Genomic DNA, 17,707 nt, shown 5'->3' on the forward strand with positions numbered 1-17,707 from the left:
CCCGGATACTGCGGCTGCGGTGACCTGCCGCGCCCTGGAGCCGCCGCGGAACGACCCTCGCGCCGTGCCTGGATTTGCACCTTGCCGCTGGAGCGGATCACCGGAAGGGTGGGGAGGTGATCATCCCCTTTGTTCATGATGGTGCGGCGGGAACCGTAACGGTGACCGTAGACCTCGTCGATGATCCCGAAGTGGTCGGCAAGCCGCCGGGGGCGCGCGGGTTCCCCTGCTGCAGTGCCCGTGTCGAGCATCCTGCCCAGGGCTATCGAGCAATGTTCGGCTGGGTCCAGCTGGTCCGGTCAACAGACAGCCCCTCGAACGGGACGGCCTTCGAGATGGACCCGTTCTTCCTCTTCGAGGATGCGCCTTCCCCTTATGCCTTCTTCGGCGTCAGGCCCATGCTGTTCGATGCACCGTCACGGGTTGAGCGCTCGCCGCTGGCGTGGCTCGCCCACAGCTTCCTCGCCCGGACCCCACTCGAAGAGACCGAACGGCGTGTCGTGCCGTTGACCGGCTTCTCCTGGGGGTTCGACATCGACGACACCGGCCGGATCACCCCACGGTCCGTACGCGGCCTGGCACCCAATGACTGGGACACACACCAACCTCTCCTGATCAAGTGCCATCCCGGCTGGTCCTTCGATCAGTGGTAGCTCACCAAGGCCACCGACTCGTTCTTTTGCGGCCAGAGAAGCCGTTCAGGGCCGGCCCCGGCCTCCGCAGAGCGGACGACGCATCGAAGATCGTTGTGGGACAGTGGATTTCAGGCCTGGTCCGCCGCTCCCCCCGTGGTGGCGGACCAGGCCTCCTGCGTGCCACCGATGAGCATCTGCTGCGGTGAGGCCTGTGTGAGGGGCTGCCGGAGGTCGACGTACATGCGCACGCGCGCCCCGGGCTGGCCCGGGGCGCGCGTGGTGCGGTCGACGGTCGCGGCCCAGGTGCGGGCGATCGCGTCCTGGAACGCGTAGACGGTGGTGTCGTCGAGGCCAGCCATGTCGAGGACGAGCAGGCCGGTCTCGGACAGATGGGTTTCCTGGATGGGGTGGCGGTTGGCAGAGATCGTCGAGTGTGGACGGCCAGTTACCGGCCGGCAGAACAGCAGGTCACGGTGGGGCAGGCGTTCCAGAACATTGATGGCGTGGGCGACGGGCTCGATGACAATCCAGCTCTCCGAGGTTCCCCGGCCACCCTTGACGAGCTGTGAGTCCCAGCTCACCGGCACCCAGCGCGGCTACCAGGCCCTGGACGAGGCCGGCCTCGACGTGACCGTCAAAACCCTCCTCAACTGGCTGTCCGACCCCGAATACAACATCCGCCGCAGCTACCGCGACGTCATCCACACCGCCTACGAGAACGTCGCCGTCGTCCCCGCCGAACCCCTCCCCGACACCATCAAGCGGGGCGACTTCGAGATCAGCGGCTGGGTCACCACCGGCACAGACCGGCGCCAGCGTGGCACCCCCGATGCCGCGCCGCTGCGCATCGACGGCCGCCGCGGCCACTGGGACGAGATCGAAGACCTCTGGACGGCGGGCGAGCTCACCGACGACAAGTTCGAGGACCACTCCATCGACGACGTCATCGTCGAGGACATCGGCGAAGGCTCCGACGGCTGGACCTTCGACGGCAGCCGCTACTCCGTTGAGGTCAGGTAGCGCTCCCTACCTGAGCAGGTCGGCGGTCAGCCTCATGTGAGCTGGCCGGCTGCGGCGACGCAGCCGTTGCGCGGAAGCCCGGGAAGGTCCCACACCGGTCGCGGTCGCTTCGACCGGATTGTCGGCCGCGTCATCCCAGGTTGTCGGCACCGCGACAGGGCCTGTGTCGAAGGCGCTGAGGCGTCTCCGGTTTTCTGCTCCTCGGCCTTCGGGCGATAGAAGGCCGTATGAAGGAGTCCCGGGTGCGGGGGGGGGGCTCCCCGTCGCCGGCACCCGGGCGGTGTCCCGGGTGCATCGCCCTCCCGCCCGGGGCTTGATGCCCCAGGGCTCGACGACCGGACCGACGTGGACGACGGCGTCCAGCCACTGTGACACCAGCCGTTCGAAGTCGCTCTGCCATCGCTCCGAGACCATGCTGTCGCCGTCCAGCACGTCCACCTCCTCACAGCCGAGAGTGGACACCCACACCCAGATCATCTTGCGGTCGACCTCGACGCCCAGGACGTCGGACCGTCGGACCACGTTCACCACTCTTGCGCGGGATGCTCTCGGGGCCGCGCCCCTCACCGACCGCGTGCCACGCCTCGCGGACAGCGGTGGTAACGGTCCTCTCGGCGGGCGGACGGCCGGCACCGGAAGCCTCTCCCACAGCTGGACAACGTACCGGTCAAGGCGGTCCGCCCACTCCTCGGGATCACCGCTCCACGGGCCCGAGCGGAGCCGTGCAGCAAACTGCTGCGCCAGTGCGGTGTACGTGTGCAGGGGGGGCCAGCTTCGGCTTCGTCATGGCGTTGCTGAGCGTGCTGACGGACGCACTAATGCGCGGGGCCGTCTCACGCAGGGAGGGATATCCCGCCTGGCGGTGCAGGCTGTGCATAGATCAATCAATGCGCACCCGGCTTGAGGTCGGGTCGCGCAAGGTTGTCAGATCTGCCCATCGGGCCAGCCACACCATGGTGGCGACGATGAGACCCGCCGCGGCGTTCTCGATGACGTCCATGTGCCGAGCGTTCCATCCGTGCTGCGCCGCTTCGACAGACTTGGACACCAACCGGGAAACCACACCTGCACGTCGTTGCCACACCTGGCCGCACGGCAGCACCAACAGGGCGTGCAGCCGTTCGAGTGCCTACCGGTTCGGCAGGAGCCTACGCGGGCCCGGCCTTCTGGCTCCCGTCACGGGGCACCTGGGGTGTGGGTACGGCAGGACTTCGCCGCCGTCGAGAGCACAGCGGAGCGGTCCACGTCGGGGACCATCCGCTGCCACTCCTGTGAGTTCGGCGCCGCGGCCACGCGGCAGGCTCGCCCGTGCACCCGGCGCACGTCCAGCGTCCACCAGCGGGCCGCTCCCGATGCTCCGACCACGGCGACGCGCTCGCCGTTCGCAGCGAAGTGCAGGGCGCGTACGGCACCCTGATGGGTGGCCAGAGCGAGCGTGCGGCGGTGGATGCGCAGATCCCACAGTTCCACCGTGCCTTCCTCGGTCCCGACCGCCAGTGTTCGGTTCGCATCGTTGTAGGCCAGTGCGGTCACCGGCGCGGTGAAGGACGCGAAGCTTCGTACGGTGTGGTTGCCGTGCAGCCGGACGAACTCGACCTCGCGGTCGGCGCCCACCGCGAGGGTGCGGCGGTCGGGGCTGAAAGCGAGAGCCCGGACCGTGCCCGTCGCATCCCAGGGCCGCGAGGATACGGGCGCCGGACCGTCGGTACCCATGCGCCAGACACGGACCTGGTTGCTGTACCCGCCGACGGCCACCAGGCTGCCGTCCGCGCTCACCGCCGTCCCGTACTGGTACCGGTAGTCCTCGGGGGCCGAAGGAGGGTCGAGCTCGTACGGTCTGCCCGGCCCGCTCCGCAGGTCCCAGACCCGGAACGTACCGGCGTCACCGCCCGCGGCCACGAGCCCGCCGCCGCGGGCCAGACCGCGCACCGGTCCCGGGCTGAGGCGAAGTGTTCGGCACAGGCCCGAGCTGCGGAACGTGATGGAGCCGCCGACAGCGAGGGCTAATCCCTGGGAGCTGTACGCCGCCGCGCGCAGCGGTCCGCCCTGGACGGCGCAGCCGTCCGTCAGCCAGCCGGTGGTGTCCCACAGGGTCGTCGTCCGGTCGCTCGCACCGGCGGCCAGCAGGCCGTCGTGGGAGAAGGACACCGTGTGGACGGACCCGCTGTGACCACCCAGTGCGGCGAGCCGCCGCCGCTCCCGTACGTCCCACAGCATCACCTGCTGGTCCTCCCCGGCGGAGGCCAGCACTTTTCCGTCGTCGCGGAAGGCGAGCCGCCAGACCTCGCTGCTGTGCCCCTCCAGCGCTCCTGCGGGCCGCCAGTCGGACGTGTGCCAGAGCCGGACGACGCCGTCGCGCCCCGCGGCGGCCAGGAGCGCGCCGTCCCTGCTGAAGTCGACATCGAAGACGTTCGCGGAGCCGCCGTCGAGGCGCAGCGGCGCATCGGTGAATCCGCCGGCGGACCGCCGCCACACGTACACCGTGCCGTCCCATCCGGCACCGGCGACCGTGTGGCCGTCGGGATGGAGGGCGAGCCCCGCCAGGCGGGGGCGCGCGGCAGGGGAATCGGCCGTTGCCAGGCTGTCCGCCCGCAGGAGCCGGACACCGGCCCCGGCCACGGCCAGGGTGCGGCCGTCCCGGCTGAATTCCAGTGCACCCAGAGCCGGCGTGCTGGACGGTGCGGTGGTTGTGCGCGCCAGTTGCCGTCCGGACCGGGCGTCCCACAGCCGCAGCACGCCGTCTGCGCCGATTCCCGCCACCCGGGACCCGTCCGGGCTCACGGCGACGGCACGCGGCTTTCCCTGGGCGAGATCGACCGCGTGCAGGACCTTGCGGTGACTGACGTCCCAGATCAGCGCCCTGCCCCGGAGGCCACTGCTGACGAGGACGCGGCCGTCGCCGCTGAGTCCGGCCGACCACAGCATGTCCTGGTGTCGCGCGCTCGAAAGGCGTCCCACGAATCCTTGGGCCTGCGTGCCGAGCAGCGCGTCGCGTGTCTGCGCGGTCCGTTCGTGCCCGTCCGCCGCCACCGCGAGCAGAGCGGACAACTCCGGCCGAGACGGGGTCAGTTCACGCGCCTCACTGGACAGCAGTGAGGCCAGCGTGTGGTGCTTCTGCCGGGAGGCTTCGGCAGTGCGCCGTTCGGCTTCGGCGGAATTTTGTACGGCGAGCAGGCCGCTGGCCAGGGAGAGCAGCAGGAGCACGGCGAGGGCCGCGACCAGCTGCCGCAGTCGGCGGCTGGTGCGGCGTTCTCTCGTCCGCTCGGCCTCCGCAAACGCTTGGCAGGCCTTCAGGAACTCCCGCTCCACCGGCCGCAGTACGACAGTCGCGTCATCGGTCTGCTCGTCCAGCAACGGCGACACCGCGGCGAGGCGGACGCCGCGCAGCAGCAACGACGGGTCCCGGCCCTCCGTCTGCCAGCCGCGGGCCGCCTCCGCCAGCCGGCGGTGCATCCCGAGCCGGGCACGGTCCCCGTCGATCCACTCGCGCAGCCGCGGCCACGCCCACAGCAGGGCCTCGTGGCTGATCTCCACCTCGTCGGCGTCGGCCGTCAGCAGCCGGGCATCGGTGAAGGCGTCCAGGACGGCGGCGATGTCGTCAGGCCCGCCGCCCGCCCTACCCGTCGCGGTCACCTCGATCAGCTCCACGCGCTCACACCGGTCGCGGGTGTCATCCGCGCCGTCCCGCACATGCACCAGGTTCAGCAGCATCCTGCGCGCGATGTCCTGCTGCTGTGCGTGCAGTTGTCCGTACACGCGCTCCGCCGTCGCTGCCACCGCTTCATGGACGCCGCCAGTTCGTGCGTATCCGGCCACGGTGAGCGTGCCGTCCGTCCGGTGCTGCCAGGTGGCGCGCAGGGCGTGGGACAGCAGCGGCAGGGTCCCGGCCTCGCACGCCCCGCTGCCGCCGACAGCGCCGAGGTCGCGCAGCAAAACCTCCACCAGCCCTGGCTCCAGGCCCAGTCCGGCGGCGGCAGCCGGTTCGGTGATCGCCAGGCGCAGCTCCTCGGAACTCATCGGTCCCAGGGGCAGAGCCCGAGAGCGCAGCGCGGCCAGGAGCGGAGGATGGGCAAGGCAGTGGCCGTAGAAGTCGGCCCGCAGCCCCAGGACGACGGGCATGCCGTCGGCTGCCTGCGCACACACTGCGTCGATGAACCGCACACGTTCGGCCTCGTCCTGACACAGGGCGAACAGTTCCTCGAACTGGTCGACGATGACCAGTGCGTAGGAGCCCAGCAGCCGTTGCCCCGCCTGAGCGTGCAGTTCCCGCAACGGCTGCGCGGTCGGCGTCAGGTACAGCACGCCGGGAGTGCCGGGCTGCCGCTCGGGCAGCGCGCCCTGAGCGACGGCCGCGGCCAGCCCGGCTCGCAGCAGCGACGACTTGCCGATGCCGGACGGACCGATCACCACCGCCGGACACCCGGCCGTACGGGGATCGGCCAGCAGCCCGAGCAGATCCGCGACCGCGCGCTCACGGCCGAAGAACCAGTGCGCATCCTGCGAACGGAACGACGTGAGACCCGGATAGGGGCAAGGCCCAGCACCCGGTCCCGCAGCCAGTGCGAGCAGCGCACCCTCTGCCTCCAGGACCCGGTCACAGGCGCGGGCGAAGGCCTCACTCGGCCGCTGCAGCCCGCGCTCCAGACGACTCAGATAGCCCTTGCTGGTCCGCAGCCTCTCGCCGAGCGCGGCCAGCGCAAGACCCTGCCCCTGCCGGAGCCGGCGCAACTCCGAACCGAAGGTGATGTCGGCGGGCGCGCTGTCGTCTACGTCGCGCTCCTCGGGCTCGCCGGATGCCACTCCTGCCCCTTCCGGTCGCTCCACGTGCTCCTTCACCTCCCGGGTCCGGGGTCGGCGAACCGGAACACGCCGAGCATGTCGTGCCACCGTGGGCTGTGGCCGTCCCTGTCGATCCGGTTGTAGGGGTTGAACGAAGCCTCCGCCCCGACGTATCCACGGAAGCGGTGGTCGTCGTCGATGATCTGGAGCAGCGGCTTGATGTGCGAGTTGCCGGTGTAGCAAGTGCCCTCGCGGGGGGACAGGCAGGTGCACCAGTGCCACCAGGTGTCCCGCCTGTCCTTGCTGCTCACGCGGGCCAGGTAGTACTGCAGAGAGGTCACCGAACCGGCTTTGGCGCACTTGCAGGCACCGCTCGTCGGCTGGAAGTACGTCATACACCAACTGGTGGTCTTGCATCGCCCGTACCGCGACGGGTCGAAAGGCCCCTGCCAGGACTCCATTGAGACACGGTCCTTGGACCACTCGATCTTCTTGTAAGGAAGGGGCTGGTGCTTCTTCACCGTGTCCATCTCACGGCGTTCGCTGATCGGTGCGTTGCTCCCGTACGCGTACCCGTGGGTGCTGTTGTTGGATGCGACCCAGTCGAGGCGTGCCAGGCCCGGCATGGGGTGGACGGACCAGGTCTCGGTGACCCCGCGGGGCCAGCGGATATCCAGGTAGGCGGTGCCGTCCTTGGCGCGGAGCAGGTAGCTACCGGTACGGACGACCGGCGGGCGAGACGACGATGCGGCCGAGTATCGGGGTGCGGTCATGACCTGGCAGCGCCTCATCTTCCCGGGAGCTCCGCTGCAGCGGGCGTCGGGGAGCGTTCCGGCCTCTTCGCGGCGCAGCTCCTTGACGGGGGCGTCCTGTCTCCAGACGAAGGTCTCCGCCCGTACCTGGTGCCGCGATGCGTCGAAGAGGTACCAGCCGAGTTGGGTCCAGTTGTTGTACTTCTTGCCGTCGTGGAGTTTCGCGGCCGCGACGACGAACGTACTCTTCCCCCCGGGCAGAGCGGCGGGTGCGGCGTGCGCCGCAGGGGCGGACGAGGCCGTGAGCGGTGACAGGACGGCCAGCAGGGCCAGCAAGGAAAGCCAGCGGAAGGAGCGGAAGAACAACGAGCGGTGCGCGGGCGATGAAGGGGTCACATCCCAGAGCATCGGACGATCAGCCGGCACCTCGGGGCAACACAGCGCTGTCGTCACCCGGCGTACGAGGTCGTGATGCGGTGTGAACGCGCGCCGGTCGCGCCCTGGCGGGAAGGACGACAGGGCGGTGCGGTGTCACCTGGCCACTGAGCGCGCCCCACACAGGAGGACCATGGCAGCACCCACCCGGCCATGACGCGTGCAAGCAGGACGGGGTAGCCGGGGCGGCGGCGTTGCAGAGAGGCGGGACGTGCCCATCAGGGCTGAGAGCGACCTTCGTGCAGGCGGGTTTCCTTTCCGGTCCCGGCATGGAGTGGCCCTTCGGCTGAGCGGGGCCGCTGACGTCCCACACCTTGGCCTCGTGGTGCCCCGCGACGGCGGCCAGCGGCTGCCGTTCCGGCTGAAGGCAAGGCCGAGGAGGCACCCGCCGCGGGTGTTCGACACATTGGACTGACTTGCCTTCAGCGGTGAGGGCACGAGCCAACCGCGGTCATGGAGGTCACCGGCATGAGTACGCAGGCGGTTGTCTTGCGGTCAGCGGATGTTGGCCAGCCTCTTTAGGTCGGCGTAGCTGCCCTTGAAAACGTTTGCGTCGGTCTTCGCCTTCGGGATGCCGGGCACGGTGGCTTTGTCTGTGTACTGCCAGAAGGACCAGCCTGTGCCGCCCGGCAGCGCGGGCGGCGAGGTGGGGTTGTAGTGGGCCAGCCAGGCGCGGTACTTGCCGAGCGCTTTGGTGCCTCCCATGCACTGGTTCACGAAGGACTTTTGGGAGTACAGGGTCGGTGAGACGCCGGTTTCCTTCTCCACCGTGTTGAGGAAGTCGAGCACGCGCGAAGCCAGGGCGCCGGGGCCGGCGCCGCAGGCGGGTTTTCCCTTCTCCTGACGCTCTACATCCAGTACGAGGGGCAGTTGGTAAGGGAGGGTGCCGTTCAGCTTCTGTACACGGACGGTTTCGAGGAAATGTTGCGCTTGGGCGGCACCGCCCTGTCCATGCTCGAAGTAGTGGTAGGCCGTGTGAATCAGCCTCATGCTGCGGGCTCCGGCGAGGTCGCGGACGAACCAGGGACTGACGCTGCGGGAGCCCTGCGTGGCCTTGATGACCGCGAATTTCTGTCCGCTGCGGCTCACTTGGACCCAGTCGATGGACTTGTTGCCCGGGTGCTGGTGGCCTGAGGTGTCTACGCCGTGCACGGGGTAGTCGTCAGGGCTGGCAGCTGAGGCCGTCTCGGTGGCGAAGTTGGCGGACATGGCCAGGCTGGTCGACAGCATCGAAATGACAAGGCGCTTGAGTGAGCGGGGCTTTGGCATGACTGTGGTCTCTTTCGGCTGTGTGTGAGAGAGCTGCGGTGTTTCTGCGGAGTACTTTGGTGCGCCCGCTGTCCCAGGCACATGAAGCGAATGTCCCGTGTACTCCCGGTACCGGTGCAGACCGATCCCGCAGGGCGCGTCAATCCAGGTGAAGGGGTAGCAGTGCCCGCACCACGGTTCCGGTGCTGCCGTCCGTGGGTGGGGAGACCGTGCAGTGGCCGCCGATCTCTTCAGCCCGCTCGGCCATTGAGGCCAGTCCGACTCCCTCGCGGCGCGGGCGCTCGGGCAGGCCGCAGCCGTCGTCGGTGATCTCCAGCACGAGCTGGTCCTGCTCGCGGTCGACGGCGAGCACAAGGTGGGCGGTGGTTGCCCCCGCGTGCCGAACCACGTTCGCCAGCGCTTCAGCGGCAATGCGGTAGGCCGCGGTCTCACTGGCCGCGGGCAGCTCGGGCAGCGTGTCAGGAACGGCTGCGGCTGTGCTGAGGGCCCCGGTGTCGAACCGGGCCGCGAGGGAGGTCAGAGCGGCGGACAGGCCCCGGTCGTCGAGCACCGGCGGGCGCAGGTCGTCGATGATCCGGCGTACTTCGTCCAGGCTCCGGGCGGCTTCGATGCTGGCTGATTCAACGAGAGTGCGAGGGCGGGAGGACGGGGTCAAGGCAATCGCCGCGGCATCAAGTTGCAGTCGCATCCCGGCCAGGGTGGGGCCAAGTCCGTCGTGCAGATCGCGGCGGAGTCTGCGTCGTTCCTCCTCGCAGGCCGAGACGACTCGTTCCCGGCTGATCCGCAGTTCCTCCCGCAGCCCGATGGCGGAGACGATGGGGCCGAGCTGGTCCGTGACCACACCCAGCGCTGCGCGGTCGTTCGCGTCCAGGGTGCGTTGTCCGGGCCGAAGCTGAACGCTGAGAACACCGACCAGCTCGCCCCGGTCCACCAGGTCCAGGTGCACGGTGACAGCCTCCGGGCGGTCTACTGCTCCCGTCCGGGCGAGTACCTGATTTCCGGACCTGGTGTGCGCGGTGAGGACGGCGGTCGGCAGGCCCAGACGTTGGACGACCGTGCCACACAGGACAACCGGTACGTCGTCGGCAGGGATTCGGTGACTGAGACTGTCCGCCAGTGCGCGCAGCATCTCGTACGGTTTCGCCCTGCGCCCGTAGAGCAGCAGGTCACCAGCCCTCCACAGCAGACCCGCCGCGGGGCGCAGCGCCAGCACACCGAGGGCGGAGGCGATCGCGGCACTCACGTCGGCCCGCAGCGTCAGAAGCCGGGACAGACCGAGGAACATCCCGTAGTAGGCGGAACTGAGGCCGACGATCAGGCCCACGCCGATCAGGGAACGGCGCAGGAACCGGTCGAAGGTCGTCAGGTCCTCGCGGTAGACGGTGGCGATCGAGATCAGTGCCAGGGAAAGCGCAGCGGGGGCATTGAGTAGATAGAGCAGCCACTCGGCAAGTTTTTGCCCCGCGCTCTTCTCCAGCAGTTGATAGAGGATCTGCACAGCCCAATACACGGCGAACCCGACGCCCATCGCTGTTAGTTGACGACGTACCAGGCCGTTGGCTGCCCGTTGCCGCCGGAGCAGGTCGATGAGCACGGCGACCGCCACGATGCGGGGCACCCAAATCACGACGTACCCGTACGCCTCCCACCAGACATGTTCCTTGGCGGCCGCGTCGGCCATCCACGTCACGTTCGTGACGCCCCTGCCGTACCAGAAGACGGGGGCCAGGTAGAGGCTGAGCGCGACAGCCATCGAGACAATGATCCGCCGCCAGTACCGGTGCTCCAGCCGACCGTGGGGGAACCACAGCGGCAGCACCGCCAGGCAGCCGAACATCGTCATGGTGGCCGTACCCCTGAACAGGCTCAGCAGCGGGGGAGGCAGATGCCACCCGCCGTTCCTCGCGGCGTAGAAGAGCACCCCGCCCATGCCGTAGGCGCTGAATGCCACCGCGGTGACCGTCAGTACGCGGCCCAGGCCACGCCGCCCGCCGCCTTGCAGCACGACCGCGGCGGCAGCCGCGAAGCACAGGCTCATGACGAAGGCACGCGCCGTCCAGGAGCCGACATTGGTGTACAGCTCCAGTCTGCGCTCGGTTACGGCCACCACCGCCGAGGCGATCGCCACAACGGTGCAACCTGTAACAAGAACCGTCGCCATGACCGGCACTTTCCCGGAGCGAGGCTTCGTCGGACAGCGCGAAGGAGCAGCGCCGGACGGTTCGGAGGCAGAGCGCTGAAGTGCGAGCACGGCGCCAGGCTAGGGGGCGCAACTACTGTGCTCCGTCGGAATATTCGCCAACCACCTGATGGAGTGAGGAAGCAACACAGACAGGACGGTCGCTAACCTAGAGTGACCGAATGTCCATTAAAGTGGTACTCGTCGACGACCACCCCCTGTTCCGCTTCGGTCTGCGCGCCGCGCTGGAAAGTTCCAGCGACATCGCCGTCGTCGGCGAGGCGGCAGACCTCGACTCCGCAGTCGCAGCCACGCTCGCCACCGCCGCGGACGTCGTGCTGATGGACTTGGAGCTGGGCACGCCCGGTGCCTCGGGCATCGAAGCAACGCGACGCCTGGCAGCCGAAGCCCCGACGGTTGCGGTCCTGGTGCTCACGATGTCCAAGGACGATGACCACCTGCTGGCCGCCGTCCGCGCGGGTGCCCGGGGATACCTCGTCAAGGGTGCCGGACGCGAGGAAGTGCTGCACGCGGTGCGCACCGCGGCGGCCGGCGGAGCGGTCTTCTGTGCCGGTGTCGCCCCTCGCGTCACGCAGTTGCTCCGCGGTACAGGCACCGCCAGGAATCCCGAAGTGCTGCCGCAACTGACGGCTCGCGAGCGGGAAGTCCTCGACCATGTGGCACGGGGGAAGGCCAACCACCGAATCGCCCAGCAACTGGGGCTGTCCGAAAAGACCGTGCGCAACCACGTCTCGCACATTCTGGACAAGATGCAGGCCGCATCGCGGGCAGAGTTGGTTGCCCGGGCTCGCGCCGCAGGCCTGGGTGAAGACGTCGATGACTGACAGACCTGAGTCCGGCGGCAGCTCTTTACCACTTGGGGGCCTCGGTGGACGCGATGCGATCGCCGAGTCCTGCGACCTCTGCGTGTCCTGGCTCATCGGCGACCTCAGCCCCAGAGCAGATCGGCCGCGTCAAGGATGAACGGGCAGGCCGCCATCTCCGGTCAGTTCTGCGCAGCAGCCTTTCTGCCTGATCTCGCACGCAGTCCCACAACGGCGCGCGCTCGCAAAGCGGAGATTGAGCGCACTTCAACATTACGAGAGGCGGTCGAAAGTGGAGTAGGCCGTATTCAGGGGGCCGTGCAGATAGCCACCTCCCGCGAGCGGGTCACCACGTTCATGGAAGTCCGCGCGCACGCCGACCACCACGGGAGGACCCGCCAATGCCCGCCGACACAACTCGTCCACGAAGGCATCGCGCTCGGCCTCGTCCCGCACAGCGTGAACAACTCCTCGAACAGGAGCACGACGACCAGAGACGGGCCGATGACCATCATTAGCCCACCGGCCGTACTCGGGTCACCCAGCAGGCTTACCAACTCGTTCACCGCCCGCTCTCTGCCAAAGAACCAGCGAGCGCCAGGAGCGCACCACCGGTGGTGCGCGCTACGTCGCGCACCCTGGCGAACTGCTCGCTCGGCCGCTGCATGTTCCGCTCAAGACAGCTGAGATAGCCCTTCCCCGTCCCCAGTACCACGGCGAGGTCCGCCAGCGACAGACCTGCTGCCCGGCGTAGACGGCGCGGCTCTGTGCCGAACGTCGCCCCGTCGCCCCCAGCATGTGGCTCTACCACGTTGCCCCTCCTGTCACGGCCCCGAAAGGAGCCCGCCTCCTCAGGGATGCCCGGGCACAGAGGGAAACGAAGGACAGCAGCACCGCCCCACGGATGCCGGAAGTGCCAGGTCAAAAAGGGTTTCCAGGTATCCGGTCGAGTGGGAAACCGGCAACCGCTTCCGCTGCCCTGCCGGCTGGCCGAAGCATCTGTTCGGCGGGCACCACCGCCCGTCGGGCCCAGGCCCGCCACTCGTTTCCCAGGAGGAACACACGATGCGTAAGAGCATTCTCGCCGCCGCGTTCGCTGTCACCGCGACGGCCGCCCTCACCGCTCCTGCCGGAGCCGTCGCGCCCTCGTCACCGGTCTCCGCCCATGTCACGCCGAGCGTTTCGGCAGCTGCCCGACCGTCGGGGACGGTCCCGCTCTCGTTCTCCTTCATCTACCGGCTCGACTCGTCCGAGTGGACCCAGAACGCCGGGCGGACCTCCCTGACGCTGAACTCCTGCACCTCGGGCTCCGGACGACCCTTCGTCGTCACGCTGTGGGAAGACGGCTGGACCGGTGACACCAACCACGGTGCACGCACTCTGACCTGCAAGCGAGGTAGCTCCGCCGTCTGGAAGGCGCCGAACAAGGGCGACTACTACCTGTCCTTCACCAAGGGCGACGACGGAGACAAGATCGCCGGAACGGCCTCGCGTACGACGCCCTGACCCTCAGCCCGTGACGCGTCGGCGCCCGCCTGGCACAGCAGCGGCTGCCCATGCCGCGCCCCATCGCATCGCAGTGGGGCGCCGACCGTCCTGGTATTCCCCCCTTCCACGAAACGAGGTACACCCATGCCCAAGACCTCCGTATCCCGCTCCCGCTGTCTGTCAGTACTGGCCAAAGCCGCACTGCTGACCACAGCGGCTGCCGCCCTCACCCTCTTCCCGGCAACCGCCGACGCGCGCACCAGCGCCCCTGCGGGTCCCGGGCACAGCGCGGCGTCCCAGCCGACGGCGCCCTCCGACGTGCGCCGGCAGATCGCCGACCGTGCCACCAGCGCCCTGACGACACCCAGGAAGTGCCGTCTCACCCGAGGCGGCACGATCCACACCAGCAGCCCTGCCAGCGGCTACAACTACCTGGGCCGCGGCAGCAGCAACGCCAACCTCAACCAGTACAACGGCTACAACGGACTTCCCTGGTGCGGACACTTCGCCGCCGCCGCGTGGAACCACCAGGGTGTTCCCCGCAGTTACCCGAGCTCAGGCGTGGCGCACCGGCCTGGGCAACCGCTTCCACTCCTACTCGCCCAGCAGGCTTCCCCAGACCGGAGACCTGCTGGTATGGACCAATAATGGTGCCCACGCACACGGCCACGTCGGGGTCGTCGTAGCCGTTTCCGGACGCACGATCACCACCATCGAAGGCAACATCAACCCTCACCGGGACAGCATCGCCCGCAAGTCCTACCAGTGGACCGGATCAGGTCCCTCGGTGCCCGGCAAGACCTTCCGAGGATTCGCCTCCCGATTCTGATCACGGTCTGGTCCGGCGGCTTCCAGTCGGGGGCCGCCAGGCCACTGTGGTCCACAGCCTTAGCGATCACCTGGAACGGGATCCCCTCGAAATACCACCGCGTGATCGCGACCTGGCCCTCAGACAAGGGGGACGGCTCGCAGGAAATTCTGCGTGAACGTCTCCTCCATCGTCGGCAACTCGGCCTGCGGGACCTGATTCATGGCGGGCCGCAGAACGAAGTGGAAAGTGATCAGGCTGGTCATCTGCTGGCTCAGCAAAACCGGTGGCAGTTCGCGAACACGGCTTGCGGCGATCTTTTCGGTCAGCCACTGCCCGATGCCGCCCAACATCCTCACGGCGACGGGCCAGGGCCTTGGGTCGGCCCCGACCTCGTCACCGCCTAGGACTTGTCCGGCCGGTCATGTTGCTGGTTAGGGTGCGAGCGTGTCCAAGACGAGCGTGAGCAACGAGACCAGCAACATGGTCTGCCTGTGGGTCGAGCCGTGGGGAACCGATCACTGGATGCGTCCTGGTGAGGAGTTCACGGTGTTGACCCAGGCAGAGCCGGAGCAGTCGCCGTTCAACGTGGTCGTGCACGACCAGGGCATCACGGTCTGGGTGAATACAGGCCATGACGCCGAGGTCTTCGACAAGAACGGCGGCGTGGTTCCGTGTGGACACCAGCGACCTGCCGAAGCCGGTGGGTGAGCTGTGTCCGATCACCAGGTCCGTAGCCCTGTCCTCCGGCGGGCGCCGTGCGCCTGAACCAGGCCGCCCTCGTCCGTGCTGTTCCCGGCCGACGTAGGCCCGGTGCCCGCCAAAACACCGGCAGACGGCTGCTGCCCGTCGGCGCCGACAGCCAGCAGGGAGTCGGCGCGGCGCGCGCGTGCGCGGTCGGCGATCTGACGGAGGCGGTCGGTCCAGGCCTGCATGAAGGCCGCCGGGCCGTCCTCCTCGGCGCCAGCAGCCGCAGCAGTCCCTGCCCGGTGCAGGCCTGCTCGGTGAGGAGGGACTCCGCCCAGACTGCGAAGGCGGCGACTTCAGGAGCCAGGCACACGGACAGGACCTGCACGGCACCCGACGGTTTGAGCATCATGGGCACCATCAGGGCGGCGATCATGGCGATGCCGGACTCCTCCAAGCGGGCCCGCAGGCGGGTGAGGGCGGGGTTGTCGGGCATCCCGAGCCCTACAACAGGTACAGTCCCCCGATCCCGGCGAGCACGATGGCTGCGTGCCGCGCGGCGGCCATCTCCTCGGCACCGGCCGCCTGCGGCAGGCCGATCCTGAGGACCTGCACCGTGGAGAAACGCCTTCATACATCACCGCATCACCGTGGGAAGTCTCCTCCGGGCCCGTCACCGCCACGCCTCGCCCACTGGAGGCGATCGGTCAGCATCCAGGAAGCGGGGGACGGCCTCGATCAGCGTGAGTAGGTGGAGGGGGTGACGCGGTTGGCCGGTGACGATGCCGGCGAGGACCAGTCGGTCGGTAGTGGCGCCGTGGGGGCGGTGGGTGGCCAGCCAGGCGACTTCGTCGACGCGCAGGGTGCCGCCGCTGCTGGTTTTGGGAGTGAGGTCGAGGACGAGAAGCTGGCCGAAGGGGGCGTTGGTGTTGGTGTACTCGGATTCCTGGGTGAGGTACTTGCCCTTGATGTGAGCGCGGCTGTTGTCGTCGGGGTCCTGTTTCATCTCAGTCAGGTAGCGCAGTGCCCAGAACTGGACCAGGACGTCGGCGCGGCCCATGCCGACATTGTTCGTCTCCACCTGAACGGAGATCGAGACCAACGCCCGCCAGCGCCTCGGAGAGGGCCCAGCGGATGCAGTGGCTCGGCGAGGTCGCCGGACTGCAGGAGAGCCTGCGGCACATCGCCATCAAGAAACAGCAGGCCGACCGCCTGCGGACCCAAGCCGGTGAGGGCGAGGCCGGAGTCGCATCTCTTGGCTGAGAGATCATGTTTGAGCGATGATCTGGGCCTTGCGGTCGTACTCGGCCACGGCAACAACCGGCAGCTGATCGAAAGAGTCCTCCCAGAAACGAGTCCCAGACCCTATGACGAACAAGGCATGGCTCCGTTCCGATCAACAGCTCGCTCCCGGCACGGAGATCTTTCGCAGCGACCGCAGATTCCTCCTCTGGGCCTATACCGTGAGCCACGGTCAACTACTGCTGCGGAGCGTCGGCCGCCCCGACCTGGCCGGCAAGCCCGAGACCACGATTGACCTGCTGTTCAAACCGGCGACGGTCCTGAAGATCCGCGATGACTACCGTTGCCTGGCGATCCGGTGCGCGACCGCTGCCGAAACCGAGATCATCAAAGCGGAGAACACCAGCGTCACCTTCAGTCGAGACGATCACGTCTTCCTGTTGGAAAGCCAAGGCGAGACCGACCACATCGTCGCCATGGCCGCCGGCTGGCACGAGGATGTACTGAGCCCTACGTCCCCAGGCTTCTTCAACACCTTCTATCCCGATATGCCAGTTTGGCCCAGCAAACCACTGTCCGGGGCCGACGGGGGCTTCAACATCGCCTCAGCTCAAGAACTTGTGGAAGCCCTGCGCGCAGACGACCAGGAGCTGATCCGCCGGGAACGGTATCGCTATGTTTACGTTGTCATGACCCGAGTGAGTCGTGCGCACGAGCCTGACATCACCGGAGCCGGGGTGTTCCTGACCAGAGCAGACGCTGAAGACGCTCAAGCCACGATCACTCCCCGGGTCGCCGATTGTTGGATCGAAGAGCTTCCGATCGGCATCTGAAGCCGGAAAGCTCCCCGCTTCCGTAGTACAGAGAAGGGTGTCCGCCTCCGGCGGCCAGGAGGCGTTCTTCGAGGGACACGTCCACGCTCTCAGCGTGCTCGGCGGGGTGCCGACCGGCAAGGTCCGCTACGACAACCTCAACTCGGCCGTCGCCCAGGTGCTGGGCTTGAACCGGGCCCGGGTGGAGACCGAGCGGTGGATCGCGTTCCGCTCGCACTTCGGCATCGAGGTCTTCTACTGCCGTCCCGGCATCGAGGGAGCGCACGAGAAGGGCGGGGTGGAGGGGCAGATCGGCTACTTCCGCCGCAATCACTTCGTCCCCGTTCCTGAGGTTGGCTCGCTGGCCGAACTGAACGCGATGGTCGACCGCTGGGACGAGGAAGACGACGCCCGGCGGATCCGCTCCCGACCGCGGACCATTGGCGAGTACTTCGCCGCGGAACAGCCTTTGCTGAAGCCGTTGCCGGCCGAACCGTTCGAGACGGGCCGGCTGTTCGCACTGCGAGTGGACCGCTACGGCCAGATCAGCGTCCGCACGAACCACTACTCGGTGCCGGTGCCGGTGCCGGTGCCGGTGCCGGTGCGGCTGAGCGGCAGACGGGTGCGCGTGATGCTGCACGCCTCCGAGCTGGTGGTCTATGACGACGGCGTCGAAGTCGCCCGGCACGAACGACTGATGGCCAAGGCCGGTAACGCTCGGAGGGGGGTTTGTTGGTGTGCTGAGTGCTTGTTGGCCTGGGGTGTTGTGGGTTTGCT

General features: G+C 68.3%; 18 protein-coding genes. 10 read left to right on the forward strand and 8 right to left on the reverse strand.

The features are described 5' to 3' along the window. Positions 1-116 precede the first annotated feature (116 nt). A complete protein-coding gene (locus C6Y14_RS43225; protein WP_107022417.1) occupies positions 117-653 on the forward strand; it encodes a hypothetical protein in 537 nt (178 codons plus the stop codon). A 110-nt stretch (positions 654-763) separates the two neighbouring features. Here C6Y14_RS43225 and C6Y14_RS45460 read toward each other — a convergent pair whose 3' ends face one another. Then, positions 764-1,216: a DUF6207 family protein gene (locus C6Y14_RS45460; RefSeq protein ID WP_225891568.1), complete on the reverse strand. Its 453-nt coding sequence runs from the start codon at positions 1,214-1,216 to the stop codon at positions 764-766. On the opposite strand from C6Y14_RS45460, the gene C6Y14_RS43235 reads away from it, so the two are divergent. Beyond that, positions 1,191-1,655 (forward strand): hypothetical protein, encoded by a 465-nt coding sequence (locus C6Y14_RS43235; RefSeq protein WP_225891569.1) that lies wholly within the window; start codon positions 1,191-1,193, stop codon positions 1,653-1,655. The two genes, C6Y14_RS45460 and C6Y14_RS43235, sit on opposite strands and share 26 nt — an antisense overlap. Positions 1,656-2,831: 1,176 nt before the next feature. Here the strand turns inward: C6Y14_RS43235 and C6Y14_RS43245 are convergent. From C6Y14_RS43245 to C6Y14_RS43260, 4 genes are all read right to left on the reverse strand, one after another. Continuing rightward, on the reverse strand, positions 2,832-6,455 hold the full coding sequence (locus tag C6Y14_RS43245) for an nSTAND1 domain-containing NTPase (RefSeq protein WP_159074420.1): 3,624 nt from the start codon (positions 6,453-6,455) through the stop codon (positions 2,832-2,834). Between the two features lie 32 nt (positions 6,456-6,487). After that, on the reverse strand, positions 6,488-7,582 hold the full coding sequence (locus C6Y14_RS44405; RefSeq protein WP_159074421.1) for a hypothetical protein: 1,095 nt from the start codon (positions 7,580-7,582) through the stop codon (positions 6,488-6,490). A gap of 534 nt (positions 7,583-8,116) precedes the next feature. Then, positions 8,117-8,890, reverse strand: coding sequence for a glycoside hydrolase family 25 protein (locus C6Y14_RS43255; protein ID WP_107022421.1), 774 nt, complete (start codon positions 8,888-8,890; stop codon positions 8,117-8,119). A gap of 139 nt (positions 8,891-9,029) precedes the next feature. Beyond that, positions 9,030-11,018: a sensor histidine kinase gene (locus C6Y14_RS43260; protein ID WP_159074422.1), complete on the reverse strand. Its 1,989-nt coding sequence runs from the start codon at positions 11,016-11,018 to the stop codon at positions 9,030-9,032. A 245-nt stretch (positions 11,019-11,263) separates the two neighbouring features. Here C6Y14_RS43260 and C6Y14_RS43265 point away from each other — a divergent pair, with 245 nt between their 5' ends. Further along, positions 11,264-11,914: a response regulator transcription factor gene (locus C6Y14_RS43265; protein ID WP_318658089.1), complete on the forward strand. Its 651-nt coding sequence runs from the start codon at positions 11,264-11,266 to the stop codon at positions 11,912-11,914. A gap of 541 nt (positions 11,915-12,455) precedes the next feature. Here the strand turns inward: C6Y14_RS43265 and C6Y14_RS46000 are convergent. Beyond that, complete coding sequence (locus C6Y14_RS46000; RefSeq protein ID WP_404828932.1) at positions 12,456-12,935, reverse strand: helix-turn-helix domain-containing protein; 480 nt, start codon at positions 12,933-12,935, stop codon at positions 12,456-12,458. A gap of 23 nt (positions 12,936-12,958) precedes the next feature. On the opposite strand from C6Y14_RS46000, the gene C6Y14_RS43280 reads away from it, so the two are divergent. The 3 genes from C6Y14_RS43280 (at position 12,959) to C6Y14_RS46005 (ending at position 14,210) form a co-directional block, all read left to right on the forward strand. Continuing rightward, positions 12,959-13,399, forward strand: coding sequence for a hypothetical protein (locus C6Y14_RS43280; protein ID WP_107022425.1), 441 nt, complete (start codon positions 12,959-12,961; stop codon positions 13,397-13,399). A gap of 126 nt (positions 13,400-13,525) precedes the next feature. Further along, positions 13,526-14,029, forward strand: coding sequence for a hypothetical protein (locus C6Y14_RS44710; RefSeq protein ID WP_199855074.1), 504 nt, complete (start codon positions 13,526-13,528; stop codon positions 14,027-14,029). Then, a complete protein-coding gene (locus C6Y14_RS46005) occupies positions 13,914-14,210 on the forward strand; it encodes a CHAP domain-containing protein (protein ID WP_159074423.1) in 297 nt (98 codons plus the stop codon). Before C6Y14_RS44710 ends, C6Y14_RS46005 begins: the two co-directional genes overlap by 116 nt. Before the next feature lie 119 nt (positions 14,211-14,329). Here the strand turns inward: C6Y14_RS46005 and C6Y14_RS43290 are convergent, their stop codons facing one another. Further along, a complete protein-coding gene (locus C6Y14_RS43290) occupies positions 14,330-14,548 on the reverse strand; it encodes a hypothetical protein (protein WP_107022427.1) in 219 nt (72 codons plus the stop codon). Between the two features lie 88 nt (positions 14,549-14,636). Between C6Y14_RS43290 and C6Y14_RS43295 the strand changes: the two genes are divergently transcribed. Beyond that, positions 14,637-14,900: a hypothetical protein gene (locus C6Y14_RS43295; protein WP_107022428.1), complete on the forward strand. Its 264-nt coding sequence runs from the start codon at positions 14,637-14,639 to the stop codon at positions 14,898-14,900. 649 nt (positions 14,901-15,549) lie between these two features. On the opposite strand, the gene C6Y14_RS43305 is transcribed toward C6Y14_RS43295, so the two are convergent. Next, on the reverse strand, positions 15,550-15,978 hold the full coding sequence (locus C6Y14_RS43305; RefSeq protein WP_159074424.1) for a hypothetical protein: 429 nt from the start codon (positions 15,976-15,978) through the stop codon (positions 15,550-15,552). 32 nt (positions 15,979-16,010) lie between these two features. Here C6Y14_RS43305 and C6Y14_RS45650 point away from each other — a divergent pair, with 32 nt between their 5' ends. The 3 genes from C6Y14_RS45650 to C6Y14_RS43315 form a co-directional block, all read left to right on the forward strand. Further along, the gene (locus tag C6Y14_RS45650) at positions 16,011-16,139 is read left to right on the forward strand and encodes a hypothetical protein (protein WP_263973130.1); all 129 of its coding nucleotides are present in this window, start codon (positions 16,011-16,013) and stop codon (positions 16,137-16,139) included. Positions 16,140-16,243: 104 nt separating this feature from the next. After that, positions 16,244-16,951: a hypothetical protein gene (locus C6Y14_RS43310; protein WP_107022431.1), complete on the forward strand. Its 708-nt coding sequence runs from the start codon at positions 16,244-16,246 to the stop codon at positions 16,949-16,951. A gap of 37 nt (positions 16,952-16,988) precedes the next feature. Beyond that, on the forward strand, positions 16,989-17,707 hold a 719-nt coding region (locus C6Y14_RS43315), incomplete at its 3' end, for a Mu transposase domain-containing protein (protein ID WP_404828933.1).

The organism is Streptomyces dioscori (genome assembly GCF_003024195.1).
Classification (GTDB): Bacteria; Actinomycetota; Actinomycetes; order Streptomycetales; family Streptomycetaceae; genus Streptomyces; species Streptomyces dioscori.